The organism is Paenisporosarcina quisquiliarum (assembly GCF_043641925.1).
GTDB classification, from domain to species: Bacteria; Bacillota; Bacilli; order Bacillales_A; family Planococcaceae; genus Paenisporosarcina; species Paenisporosarcina quisquiliarum_A.
Genome location: NZ_JBHZRU010000001.1, coordinates 1 through 13,628, shown reverse-complemented (window position 1 = coordinate 13,628; position 13,628 = coordinate 1). Strand labels below are relative to the sequence as shown.

Genomic DNA, 13,628 nt, shown 5'->3' with positions numbered 1-13,628 from the left:
CTATCAAAAAAGAGAGAGCACGTGGCCCTCCCCTCATTTAGTGCATTGCTTTCTTTTCAAAGCGGATAATATCTGAATCGGCACCAATAACAATTAAAATGTCATTCAAAAGAATCTCTTCTGTTGCTTGCGGTGACACTAGTATTTCGGTTCCTCGCTTAATTGCTACGATATTAATTCCATAATTAGCACGGATATCAAGATCAATTAAGGTTGAGCCAGCCAGAAATTCATTTGCGATAATCTCCATAATGGAGTGCTCATCTGATAATTCCAGGTAATCTAGTACATTATTTGAGATCATATGATTGGCGATTCGAATGCCCATATCACGTTCAGGATGCACAACTTGATCGGCACCTATTTTACGTAAAACTTTTTCGTGGTAATCATTTTGAGCTTTTACCGTTATTTTATTAACACCAATTTCTTTCAACATTAATGTGGTTAAAATACTGGATTGAATGTCTTCCCCAATCGCCACAATTACATGTTCAAAATTACGGATACCTAGTGATTTTAAAACCGATTCATCCGTTGTATCCGCTACAATTGCTTGAGTCGCAATCGACGCAAACTCATCTACTCGATCTGAAAACTTATCAATAGCCATAACATCTGCGCCTTGTTCAATAAGTTCTCTTACGATGCTCCCACCAAATCGACCGAGGCCAATTACTACGAATTCTTTTTTCATCTTTCAACCTCCGTACTTAACGAATGAGCATAGTGTACCACAACTATTTCAAGCACTCAAACTCAATTTACATCTGTTGAAAATTGAGACATCACTAATTGATGATAATGACCTTTTTCCGTCATTAGGGAATCATGATTGCCTGATTCTAATACTCGACCATGTTCTAACACAATGATTTGATCTGCTTCACGAATCGTAGATAATCTGTGAGCGATCATAATCGCTGTACGATTTTTCAGCAATGTTCGTAATGCTTCTTGAATTTGTAGTTCTGTTTCCGTATCAATTGACGCGGTAGCTTCATCTAAAATAATGATACGTGGATCTGCCAATAAAGCACGTGCAAACGAAAGCAATTGACGTTCTCCAACAGATAGAATATTCCCACGCTCTTCAACTTCCGTTTCGTAACCGTTCGACAATCTCTCGATGAATCGATTAGCTCCCACAGCTTCTGCTGCTTTAATTACTTCTTCATCAGATGCATGTGGATTTCCAAAGCGAATGTTTTCCATGATCGTACCAGAAAAAATGAATGTCTCTTGTAAGACAATACTAATTTGTTCTCTCAGTGAACTTAATGATAGATCACGAATATCAGTGCCATCCATCTTAACCACACCACTAATTGGATCATAGAATCGTGCGACCAAATTCGCAATCGTCGTTTTACCTGAACCAGTGTGACCTACTAATGCAACGGTCTCCCCTGCTTTCATGTCGATTGAAATTCCTTTAAGAGCTAATCTATCAGATTCGTATCCAAATTCAACTTTTTCAAATTCGATACGTCCTTTAATTTGTTTGACTGAAATCGCATTTTCTTTTTCATGGACCAACGGCTGTTCGTCTAAGAATTCAAAAATTCTTTCTGAAGAAGCCATCCCCATTAATAATTGGTTATACACTTGCCCTAAGCGAGAAATTGGTTCCCAAAACATCCCTAGGTAAAACGCAAATGACACAAATTCCCCTAAATCCAACTGACCATTTTGAATTAAATACGCACCATAAATGATTAGGACAACTGACCCAATTGCATTCGTCATTTCAACAAAAGGTCTAAACATGGAGTTCTTTTTCGTTGCAACTCTCCATGATTCGAAACTCTCTTCGTTAATCCCATTAAAGAACGCCATATTCTCATCTTCTTGAGTAAATGATTGAGTAATGCGCATTCCTTGTATACTTTCATTTAAATGTGAATTAATTTTTGCTTGTTTCATTCGCACATCTTGCCATGAACGACGGATGTTTTTTCTCAATGTCGTTGAAATAAAGAACATCAATGGCAGTATAACTAATACGGCTAATGCTAATGGTGGACTTAAAGTAAAGAGAATAATCAACACACCAGCAAGTAATAAAATATCCATCAATAAATTGATGACACCATTCGTAAACAATTCTTGAAGTGAGTTAATATCATTCATAATACGTACTAATATGGATCCAGCTGATCGCTGGTCAAAGAATCGATGTGAAAGCCATTGAACATGTGTAAATAAATGCTTCCTTAAATCATAGATGACGTTTTGACCTAATTCGTTCATCCATTGTATTCGAAATCGATTCGCAACAGTGTTAATGACATAAAGTACGGCAATTATACCAACAAGAATTGATAAAAATTCTGCATCTTTATTCGTAAGTGCTTGATCAATAACGTAAACCCCAATTAAGATGGGAATCAATAAGCGAATTAACGTTGTGATTGTTACGGAGATAAATGCTTTTGGTAACAAATTTTTCGAATACGGTTTTACATATGTGAACAATCTCGCAAGCTGTTGCCAGTTAAATGGAGCATCAATTGCTTCATCTGTTGAGTAGCGGAATCGCTTTAGTACACTTGGATTTATTTGTTTTGTCATGATGATTCCGCCTTTCTATGCGTAAACATTGTCTAATTGGTCTTTGTATTGAATTTCATAAATTCGTTTATATAGTCCTTCTTCTTGTATCAATTCATCATGTGTTCCCCGTTGCACAATTTTCCCATGCTCGAACACAATTAGTTCATCTGCGTGTTTAACCGATGAAATCCGATGAGCAATGATGAACGTTGTACGTCCTTTCATTACTTCTTCTAATGCTTCTTGAATATGAAGTTCTGTTTTCATATCAACTGCACTTGTCGCATCATCTAATACTAAAATGGCTGGATTTTGACATAATGCACGTGCAATAGCAATCCTTTGTTTTTGTCCTCCAGATAAACCTAGACCACGTTCTCCTAACATCGTGTCATAGCCTTTAGGCAACTCCATGATGAAATCATGCGCATTTGCACGTTTTGCAGCATCTATAATTTCTTCCATAGAAGCATCTGGATATCCGTATGAAATATTCGATTTAATGGATGAAGAAAACAAGAATGACTCTTGTAACACGAAGCCTATTTTTGATCGCAGTGAAGGTAGCGTATATTCATTAACTGGTATGCCATCAATTTTAACGACGCCTTCAGTTGGTTCGTAAAAACGAGTTAATAATTGAGTAAGACTTGTTTTACCAGATCCAGTAGCTCCAATTAAACCGACTTGCTTTCCAGCAGCAACCTCTAAGTTAACATGATCAAGAGCAACTTGATCCTCTTCGCGATATTGCAAGGTCACATTTTCAAAGCTTACCTGTCCTTTCATATGAGAACCGTCAATTGCACCTTCCATCGAATGAATTGGTTCAGGCGCTTCGATTACTTCAAGTAGTCGCTCTCCTGATGCCTTAGATTGGGAAAATAAATTGACTGTAAATCCTAAGTTCATAATCGGGAAAATAATATATCCTAGCAAACTATAGAATGCGACTAACTCCCCTATTTGTAATTGACCTTCCATTACGAGGAATCCACCATAACCAAATAGGAATACGACACTAATATTGCCGAGGAATTCCATCACAGGGAAGTATTTCGCCCAAATATCAGATGTAAATAAATAGCGATCTTTGTAATCATTGTTTGAATCGTTGAATTTATTTATTTGAAATGATTCACGTGATAAAGATTTTACTGTATGAATTCCACTAATGTTTTCTTGTACATTCGTATTTAATTTACCAAATGACTTACGTATTCCTCGGAAAGCTGGATGTACTTTTTTGTCGAAACGTAAAACAGCTACAACTAAAAGGGGCATCGCCATCATGGAAACGAAAGTGAGGGAAACTGAATAATAAAACATAACGCACAATGAAACAGAAACTAAAAATACTAAACGGAATAACTCAACAAAACCAAAAGATAAAAAGAATCGGAATCCTTCGACATCTGCTGTTAATCGAGACATTAAATCGCCCGTCTTCGCATTATCATAATAGCTAAAAGGTAATCTTTGTAATTTAGCATAGAGTGCATTTCGCAACTCATAAACAGAACGAATCCCAAACATATCGCCTGTATATTGACCAATATACGTCGCAATTCCTTTAACCACCATTAATGCGAGAAAAATACCTGCAAGAGTCCACGCGAGATCATATTGTTCTCCCGTAATTACTCGGTCAATCGTTTGTTGCAAAATGATTGGATACGCAACTGTGATAAGCAAAGTGATTAAAAGCATAAATAATGACCAGAAGAATAAGTGTTTATTCGGCCAGTAATATTCTTTTAACTTTTTAAAAATTTCCATATTCATTTCCCCCTAATGCAAAAGACATAGTATTTAATATATCGGATTCCGAAATAAATAACCACCCCCTTTTGACTGATATTTTCAATTAATCTAAATTTATTTTGTTCACTCCAATAATTCGTGTCGAAGTGTGTCGTTTGGAATTTATTTTATCCTCTTTTCTGCTTTCCTTGTTCGATAAGAGATAGTCAGTGTAAAAAAGTCCATTAAAAAAACGTCTGAGATAAAAATCTCAAACGTTTTTAGGTTATGCATTTTTAGTTTCGTCAAGAACACGATTTACGCGTTTCTCTAACATTTTCATTCCACTTCCACCTGCTTGGAAATGTCGTAATTGACCTTCTTTATCAAATACATAATATGCAGGAACATATTGATTATCAAAAGCATCTGTTAATGTCATATCGTTATCGACAAAAATTGGTTGAGTAATATCATGTTCAGCTGCAATTTTCTTGATTTCTTTTAAGTCCATATCCTTTTCAGAACGAGGCATGTGAACTGCGATTACATTTAAATCCTTTTTGTATTGATCCCTAAAATTATTAACTTCTGGCATTGCTTCTTTACAAAGCCCACAGCTAACTGACCAAAAGTGAATCAATGTTGGTTTCGTTCCAACAAGTTGAGATTTTGTTACTTCTCCATTAATCCAAGAAGTAGCACCTGTTAATTCAGGCATTGGTGCACGCAATTTCATATCCATATCCTCCAAATCATGTTAAAAGTTCAAAATTCCCCACTGCTTATCGTATGCGTGGGGAACTGAATTTGACTTATTAAAGCGTTTTTTGACCTGGGCGCCAGTTTGCTGGGCAAAGGCCACCAGTTTGAAGTGCTTGAAGTACACGTAATGATTCATCTACATCACGGCCGATGTTATTATGGAAAACAGTTTGATATTGCATTTCACCTTCAGGATTAATAATGAATAATCCACGAAGTGCAATTCCTTCTTCCTCAATTAAAACACCGTATTCGCGAGATACTGAGTGATTCGTATCTGCAGCTAATGGGTATTTTAATTCACCTAATCCATTTTCTTGGCGATCTGTATTGATCCACGCTAAATGCGTGTGAATTGTATCTGTAGAAACACCGATAATTTCAGCGTCTAAATCTTCAAATTCATCGTAACGATCTGACATCGCTGTAATTTCTGTAGGACAAACAAATGTAAAGTCCATTGGATAAAAGAACAATACAGTCCATTTATCTTGTTTCATGTTTTCTTCCAAGCTTACTTTGCCGAAAGACTTATCTGCTAACACCGCATCCATTGTAAATCGGGGTGCTTGTTTACCAACCATACGTTCAGTCATGTGAAAACCTCCAAAGATGTATATTATGTTCAATCAACTAACTTGTTGAACAATCCAGTTTCAAGGATAACAAACTCAGTTTTACAAATCAATAAATCAGTACTGCATTTTTCATTGTCAATGTTGCTAGTATGGCTACTTTCGGTCTAATAATGTGTAAACGAACATAAAAAAAGACCTTTAGCAAATCCTATAATGGTCGCTTAGGTCGGATATCGCAATATTCACATGTAGGATCCGTACAGACTTCTTCACGCCATGCATTACATTTTGTACAATAGCATGCATCAAATGTTTCGTGATAAGACAATGGCGTAAAACAATCATGACAGAAGTCAGCCAGTTCTTGTCGTTCGATAACACGTTTATTAATAAGAAGGAATACACCTTCTACTTCTTTTTGTTTATGCTTGAATTCACGTATTTTAGGATCTAGAAATAATAGCATCGTGCGTCCCAAGGACATCATCTCCTTATCCATTTATGGTAACATACAAATAGCAAAGAACAAGAGTGGAGCGTGAAACTATGGATCAAAAAGCTGAAATAAATCCGATACCAATCGATCAAGCTCATATGACATTTCTTTTCCCTTTTTCATATCGAGAAAAGAATCGAAAAAAGATTGGAGATCATTTAAATTCACAGGGTTATACATTTTTTCAATTAAATAAAACAGAACTAGAAGATGCATTTTATGGTCCATCTATTCGAGTAGATAACAAAGAACTTGATCAATACTTCCTTCCTTTCATTGAAAGAAAGTTATTTCCTCATACGATTTCAGATGACGGGTTTTTACGTTTTTCTAAAAAAATAAGTCAAGACTATACACAAGAAGTGCACGGTGATTCTTTCCGTTTTACCGTTAATAGTGTCGATGTAACCATTTGTCCTTTTGGAATTGGCTTAATCACCATTCGAACTGAGATGAATCAGACCGAAAATGAACTTAGTGAAGTATTAAATTTCATGAATCATTTTAGAGTGCTCGAACCAAGGATTGATGAAGAAGAAGGAGCAGTCATTAAAGCCGATAATCAAGTATTTCACTCAACAAATGAGTTTGTCTTTGATTATCTTTGTCCTGAAATCAAGCATCACATTATTCATGATGACAAACGATCGGGTTATTTTGGCAGTTTGCCATTTTTCGAAGATGAACGTATGATCTCATCAGCCTTTTTAATCGCACCTTCCGGACAGGAAATAAAACCTGACCAATTATATAGAATTGGGCAATTGGATGGAAAAAACGAAGAAGGTCGCCCATTTATGTCTACTACAAATATGGATTATATTGAACGTTACTTAAAACATCATTCCCATAATCGATGGGCACCTGATTCTTATACCATTACATCAGAACATGCCCAAGTGACATTATCCACCAAAGAGTGGCATCAGTTGGAACGTCCTATCTCTCAATTTATGGGCACACATTATTATAATCTTTTGCTTCATTATTTCTATAAGATTATGTTGCTACGATTATCTTTTGAATATAGCGAATTAGAATGGGAACAAGATGAAGATTATGTTGAAGAATTAATCGAACTCATTTCCTTATTTTCTTCACGCTATTACTTTGGTGAAATTTCAGCACGCACAGAAGGAAAAGAATTAACAAAGACCTACCGAGAAACTTTTCATTTAGATCCTTTATTTGATGAAGTGAAACATACTCTCCAAGACTTATATCGCGCACAAGAAAACAAGGCAAGTAAACGTCATAATATGCTTTTATTTATGTTAACTGTATTTACTGTCGTGTCAGGAATTTATGGCATGAATCTAGTTATTGAAGATTGGAAAGGAAAAACTGATTGGTCAAAAGTTCCTGGATATTCTTTTTTTGAATGGATTTCATTAATTACAGCTTTAGGAGGAATTTCATTATCAGTAACTTTATTAGTAACAACTGGTGGAAAAGCGTTGTGGAAGAAATACCGAAAATGGAGACGCGATCAAAATAAATAATGGATGAACTTCCATATCCTATAGGTTTTCTTGCGAAAAAATGTTTTAATAAAATAATGTAATGAAATAGACGATTTTCAGGAGGTTTTTATGTCGAACCAATCAATTATTCGATTTGATCAAGTCTCAAAATCCTATGATGGTGCCGGGACTGTTCTAAATAATGTTAGTTTTGAAATTGAACGAGGCAAGTTTTACACGTTACTCGGTCCTTCAGGTTGTGGGAAAACAACGATATTAAGATTAATTGCTGGATTTATGGAGCCGACGAGCGGGAATCTGTATTTTAATGGGAAGAACATTAATAAGGTCCCTGCTAATGAGCGCCAAGTAAATACCGTCTTTCAAGACTATGCCTTGTTCCCGCATTTAAATGTATTTGAGAATGTTGCATTTGGTCTACGCATCAAGAAGTTAAAGAAAGACGAAGTGAATCGTCGTGTATTAGAAGCGTTAAAATTTGTGAACTTAGAAGGATTTGAAAATCGAGAAATCGTAGAAATGTCAGGTGGACAAAAACAACGTGTGGCAATTGCTCGAGCTATCGTCAATGATCCTGAAGTTATTCTATTGGACGAGCCTCTATCCGCACTAGATTTAAAGTTAAGAACTGAAATGCAATATGAATTAAGAGAGTTGCAACAAAGATTAGGGAAAACATTTATCTTCGTTACGCATGATCAAGAGGAAGCCCTCGCGATGTCTGATGAAATTTTCGTAATGAATGCCGGGGAAATTCAACAAAGTGGAACACCAATTGATATTTATGACGAACCAATCAACCGCTTTGTGGCTGACTTTATTGGAGAATCTAACATCGTACCAGGTATCATGTTTGCAGATTATCGCGTTCAGTTTGGCGGCAAGGAATTTGAGTGTACCGATCAAGGCTTAAACCCAAATGAAAAAGTGGATATTGTTATTCGACCAGAAGATTTAGAGATTACGAGTATTGAACAAGGGAAAATGATTGTGACTGTCGATACACAACTTTTTAGAGGTGTTCACTTTGAATTATCAACTTTGGATCAAGACGGTAATGAATGGTTGGTTCATTCAACGAAAAAAGCAGCGGTGGGAGATAAAATTGGATTAGATTTCGATCCAGAAGCGATTCATGTCATGCGTTTAAATGAAACCGAAGAAGATTTTGACAAGCGACTTGAATCATATGGAGCTTCGTTACATGAAAAATAATTCGAATCGGTCCATATATTTAATCCCCTATTCTGTTTGGATGTTTTTATTCGTTATTGCACCAATTGCACTTGTTCTCTACTTTTCATTATTCGATTTACAAGGTAACTTTTCGTTCGAAAACTATCAAAACTTCTTTACCTCAGTTTATTTAAAATTAACAATTAGCTCTTTCTGGTATGCATTTTTAATCACCGTGTTTACTTTAGCAATCGCATATCCAACTGCATACTGGTTAACCAAAACGAAGCATAAACAGTTATGGTTATTATTAATAATTATTCCGTCATGGATTAATTTATTGTTAAAGACATATGCTTTCATTGGCATTTTTGGATTGTTTGGACCCGTGAACACATTATTTGAAAAAGTAGGGATAGGATCTCAACAATTATTGTATACCGATTTCAGCTTCATTTTCGTCTCAGTTTACATATTTATTCCGTTCATGATTTTACCGATTTTTAATTCATTGGACAAAATGAATCCAACGCTAATTGATGCTTCACGTGATTTAGGGGCTTCATCTTGGAAAACATTTTCTAAAGTGATCCTTCCTCTTACGATTAATGGTGTCAAGGCAGGAATTCAAGCTGTATTCATCCCTTCTTTATCACTTTTCATGATTACTAGATTAATAGCTGGAAATAAAGTCATTACATTAGGAACAGCGATTGAACAACAATTTTTAGTTACACAAAACTGGGGAATGGGATCAACCATTGCCGTATTCTTAATCTTATTCATGTTTATCGTGATGTTTTTAACCGGGCAAAAAGATAAGGGGGCGTTGGCAAATGGGCAATACAAGTAAATTAGCCAAAGTCTATCTGACGCTCGTATTTATCATTTTATATATGCCGATTCTGTATTTGATTTTTTACTCTTTCAATAGTGCAGGCAATATGTCCAATTTTGAGTCGTTTACATGGGAGCATTATGGAGCTGTCTTTGCTGACACTCGATTAATGCTTATCCTAATTAACACAGTGATTATTGCATTACTTTCAGCTTTAATCTCAACTGCAATTGGCGTCATGGGTGCGATTGGCATCGTGTATATGCGCAATCGCAAATCACGTAATGCCCTTTTATCTCTTAATAATATTTTGATTGTAAGTCCAGATGTTATTATTGGGGCGTCGTTCTTGATTTTATTCACCATCATTGGGGTGAAGTTAGGATTTATATCTGTTCTAATTTCTCATATTGCTTTTAGTGTACCCATTGTTGTGATTATGGTTTTACCGAAGCTTCAAGAAATGAGTAGTTCTTTAATTGACGCAGCGCTCGACTTAGGCGCATCAAAACGTGAGTTACTAACTCGCGTTATTATTCCATACATTAAACCAGGAATTTTTGCAGGTTTCTTCTTAGCCCTTACTTATTCTCTTGATGATTTTGCTGTTACTTTCTTTGTAACAGGAAATGGGTTTACCACTCTTTCAGTTGAAATCTATTCCATGGCTCGTGCTGGCATTACATTAACAATAAATGCTCTATCTGGCCTATTATTTATCGTTACATTACTATTAGTGCTCGGGTATTATGCTGTGACAAATCGCACGAAAAACCCACTAAGAACGGGGGTTCCAAAATGAAGGACATCATTCGAGCAGTCGTGATTATCGTCATTACTTGTGGACTTCTGTTTTATGCGCACTCTCAACTGAGTGAAAGTTCGGGTCGTACTGGAAAAGACACAATAACGGTTTATAACTGGGGTGAATATATCGATACAGATTTAGTCACTCAATTTGAAGAGGAAACGGGCATCAACGTCATTTATGAAACATTCGATTCAAATGAAGCGATGATGACGAAAATTGAACAAGGTGGAACAGCCTATGATGTCGCTATGCCATCTGAGTATGCGATTGAACAAATGAAGGAAAAAGATATGTTAATTCCGATCGACCATAGTAAAATTCCAAATCTAAAGAACATTGATCCTTACTTCTTAGATTTACCTTTTGATCCTGGAAACGAATATTCCATTCCTTATTTTTGGGGTACTGTAGGAATTGCCTTTAACCCCACTTTACTTGATGGACAAACATTCGAAAGCTGGGACGATTTATGGGATCCATCCTTAAAGAGTGAAGTTATTTTAGTTGATGGTGCTCGTGAAGTTTTGGGAATGGGACTAAATAGTCTCGGATATTCATTGAACTCAAAGGATCCAAAAGAACTGCGAGAAGCGACGGACAAATTAAAAACATTGTCTCCCAATATTAAAGCAATCATCGGTGATGAAATTGTTGAAACGCTTCGAAGAAATGAAGCGTCAGTCGCGTTAGTATGGTCTGGTCAAGCTGCCGATATCATGTATGTCAATGAAGATATCGATTATGCAGTACCTAAAGAAGGTTCAAATTTATGGTTCGATAACATGATTATTCCGAAAACAGCTGCCAATGTAGAGGGAGCACATAAATTCATTAACTTCATTTTAGATGCTGAAAACGCTGCACAAAATGCGGATTACGTTGGCTACTCGACTCCTAACGAAAAAGCGATTGAGTTAATGGACCCAGAGGTAACGGGTGATGAACGTTTCTATCCAACCGAAGAAATGCGTGAGCGTCTCGAAGTCTATGAAAATTTAGGTCTAGAAACACTTGGCACATATAACGAATTATTTTTAGAGTTTAAAATGGATGCGCAATAAATATAAAGGGGTAGTTCTAAAAGTCTTGTTTAATGACTTTTATGGACTCCCCTTTTTCTTTTTATCACAATGAAATTGCTTAAAGTCCGAATCAAAGAAGCAACTAAGAACAATTACAACTGAGATGGCGATTCTTCTAACTGAGAATGCGATTTTTCGAACTGAGAACCTCAAAATTCTAACCAAGATCGCCAAATCTCTAACTGAGCCCATTCACCAACAGAAACACCTGCCAAGCGAAGCGGGCAGGGCTAATTGGGGCTGCACGCTATGCTTTTGCAGCCTTTTCTGTTGGATAGCCCCCTATTGAAATCTTGCTTCCTAGACAATTACATATGAACAATTACAACTGAGATGGCAATTCTTCTAACCAAGAATGCGATTTTTCGAACTGAGAACCTCAAAATTCTAACCAAGATCGCCATTATTCTAACCAAGAAGCGACCATACACCAACTGACATATAACTAAATATTCACCCAAGTCTTCTAATGGCATTTTTTTTATTTTGTGTTAAACTTTTAGATACTCGAAACAGTTTGAGCAAGAAAGAAGGATGTTATTATGGCGAGTAATTCGAATCGCTTTGCACTATATATTCTGATGTTTAATATGTTTATTGCGATGTCAGGAATCGGCTTGATTATTCCAATCATGCCTGAATACTTAGATACGTTTGGTGTGGCAGGACAAGCTTTAGGTTTTCTAATAGCGATGTTTGCATTTTCCCAATTCTTATTTTCACCTTTAGCAGGTGATTTATCAGATAAATTTGGTCGAAAGTATTTAATAATTGTTGGCTTAGTAATCTTTGGTTTATCGCAATTAATGTTCGGTATGGCTTCTGATTTATGGATTCTTTTTTTAGCACGATTCTTTAGTGGCGTTGGTTCAGCATTTATTGTCCCACCAATGATGGCTTTCGTAGCGGATATTACTACCGAAGAAGAGCGCGGAAAAGGAATGGGATTACTAGGTGCTTCCATGTCACTTGGCTTCATGATTGGACCGGCGATTGGAGGGTTTTTAGCAGAAGTTAGTTTGCGCTTCCCTTTCTACGTGGCCACTGCTGCGGCACTGATTTCTGCAGCTATTTCAATGTTCGTGTTACCAAACACGAAACCACCAGTTGTACAAACTGACTTAATTCGAAAAAGAGAAAATTTATGGGCTCAAATGAAGAGATCCACGACAACGCCTTATTTTATTATGTTAATTGTCGTCTTTGTGTTCTCTTTTGGTTTAGCAAATTTCCAAGCAACGATTGCCTTATACGTCGATAAAAAGTACGGCTTTACTCCTGGTGAAATTGCTATTTTAATTACGATGGGCGGATTTGTCGGGGTAATCGTTCAAACATTTGTTATTAATAAATTGTTTATGCGATTTGGTGAATTTAAAGTTATTTTAGTGAATTTACTTGTTTCTGCTTTAGCAATGATTAGTGTTCTATTTGTAGATGGATTTTGGCCTATTCTAATCGTTTCAAGTGTGTTCTTTACAGCTGCTTCTTTATTGCGACCAGCAGTAAATACATTAATATCGAAACAGGCTGGGAGTGAGCAAGGTTTTGCAGCTGGTATGAACAACGCCTATATGAGTTTAGGGAATATGGTGGGTCCAGCACTTGCTGGGATCTTATTTGATATTAATATGAGCTTCCCTTACATCGCAGGAACACTCGTCTTACTCATTTGTTTTGCGATTGCATTGTCATCTGCTCGCAAGCCTACTCTAATACAAGAAACATAAAAGGTAGATCCGATTCGGTAACGGGTTCTGTTTTGAAGTACAAAAACCAAATAAGTAAAACAAAAGGGAGATCAATTCGTATATGAATTGGTGTCCCTTTTTTTATTAGTATTTCTATATTTGCGTATATAATTATGAATTTTTGGTATACAATTGGTATAAGAAAGAGTTCACCAACAATAGTTAGTGTAAGAAGAAAAATGGCACACCAATTGCTATACTTTTTAATAAACTAATTTTTACCATAAAAAGGGAGATGGTCAGAATTAAATATATTAAGCCAAAGTACGTAAATGTGGAACCAATTGAATATAGGTTATCGGAGAAAACCCGCAAATTAATTTGTCATTATGCTGACTACACAGGATT

General features: G+C 36.2%; 12 protein-coding genes. 6 read left to right on the top strand and 6 right to left on the bottom strand.

Annotation, left to right across the window (positions count from 1 at the left end):
- Window positions 1–37: 37 nt before the first annotated feature.
- The 6 genes from ACHUE4_RS00060 to ACHUE4_RS00035 all read right to left on the bottom strand — a co-directional run bounded on the left by ACHUE4_RS00060 (window position 38) and on the right by ACHUE4_RS00035 (window position 6,120).
- Window positions 38–697, bottom strand: a complete 660-nt coding sequence (locus ACHUE4_RS00060) for a potassium channel family protein (RefSeq protein WP_394187226.1) — start codon at window positions 695–697, stop codon at window positions 38–40.
- Between the two features lie 62 nt (window positions 698–759).
- Window positions 760–2,574 carry an ABC transporter ATP-binding protein gene (locus tag ACHUE4_RS00055; protein ID WP_394187225.1) on the bottom strand — a complete coding sequence of 605 codons (1,815 nt, stop codon included), beginning with the start codon at window positions 2,572–2,574 and terminating at the stop codon, window positions 760–762.
- Between the two features lie 15 nt (window positions 2,575–2,589).
- Complete coding sequence (locus ACHUE4_RS00050) at window positions 2,590–4,335, bottom strand: ABC transporter ATP-binding protein (protein WP_394187224.1); 1,746 nt, start codon at window positions 4,333–4,335, stop codon at window positions 2,590–2,592.
- Window positions 4,336–4,585: 250 nt separating this feature from the next.
- Window positions 4,586–5,038, bottom strand: coding sequence for a TlpA family protein disulfide reductase (locus tag ACHUE4_RS00045; protein WP_394187223.1), 453 nt, complete (start codon window positions 5,036–5,038; stop codon window positions 4,586–4,588).
- 79 nt (window positions 5,039–5,117) lie between these two features.
- Complete coding sequence (locus ACHUE4_RS00040) at window positions 5,118–5,660, bottom strand: peroxiredoxin (protein WP_394187222.1); 543 nt, start codon at window positions 5,658–5,660, stop codon at window positions 5,118–5,120.
- 190 nt (window positions 5,661–5,850) lie between these two features.
- On the bottom strand, window positions 5,851–6,120 hold the full coding sequence (locus ACHUE4_RS00035; protein WP_394187221.1) for a hypothetical protein: 270 nt from the start codon (window positions 6,118–6,120) through the stop codon (window positions 5,851–5,853).
- Between the two features lie 68 nt (window positions 6,121–6,188).
- On the opposite strand from ACHUE4_RS00035, the gene ACHUE4_RS00030 reads away from it, so the two are divergent.
- The 6 genes from ACHUE4_RS00030 to ACHUE4_RS00005 all read left to right on the top strand — a co-directional run bounded on the left by ACHUE4_RS00030 (window position 6,189) and on the right by ACHUE4_RS00005 (window position 13,259).
- Window positions 6,189–7,640, top strand: coding sequence for a magnesium transporter CorA family protein (locus tag ACHUE4_RS00030; protein WP_394187220.1), 1,452 nt, complete (start codon window positions 6,189–6,191; stop codon window positions 7,638–7,640).
- Between the two features lie 90 nt (window positions 7,641–7,730).
- Window positions 7,731–8,837 (top strand): ABC transporter ATP-binding protein, encoded by a 1,107-nt coding sequence (locus tag ACHUE4_RS00025; RefSeq protein WP_394187219.1) that lies wholly within the window; start codon window positions 7,731–7,733, stop codon window positions 8,835–8,837.
- Window positions 8,827–9,651, top strand: coding sequence for an ABC transporter permease (locus ACHUE4_RS00020; protein WP_394187218.1), 825 nt, complete (start codon window positions 8,827–8,829; stop codon window positions 9,649–9,651). The genes ACHUE4_RS00025 and ACHUE4_RS00020 overlap by 11 nt, the downstream gene beginning before the upstream one ends.
- Window positions 9,635–10,438, top strand: a complete 804-nt coding sequence (locus tag ACHUE4_RS00015; RefSeq protein ID WP_394187217.1) for an ABC transporter permease — start codon at window positions 9,635–9,637, stop codon at window positions 10,436–10,438. Before ACHUE4_RS00020 ends, ACHUE4_RS00015 begins: the two co-directional genes overlap by 17 nt.
- Window positions 10,435–11,508 (top strand): ABC transporter substrate-binding protein, encoded by a 1,074-nt coding sequence (locus tag ACHUE4_RS00010; protein WP_394187216.1) that lies wholly within the window; start codon window positions 10,435–10,437, stop codon window positions 11,506–11,508. Before ACHUE4_RS00015 ends, ACHUE4_RS00010 begins: the two co-directional genes overlap by 4 nt.
- Before the next feature lie 563 nt (window positions 11,509–12,071).
- Entirely contained in the window at window positions 12,072–13,259 is a 1,188-nt protein-coding gene (locus tag ACHUE4_RS00005) for an MFS transporter (protein ID WP_394187215.1), read from the top strand.
- The last annotated feature ends 369 nt before the right edge of the window (window positions 13,260–13,628 follow it).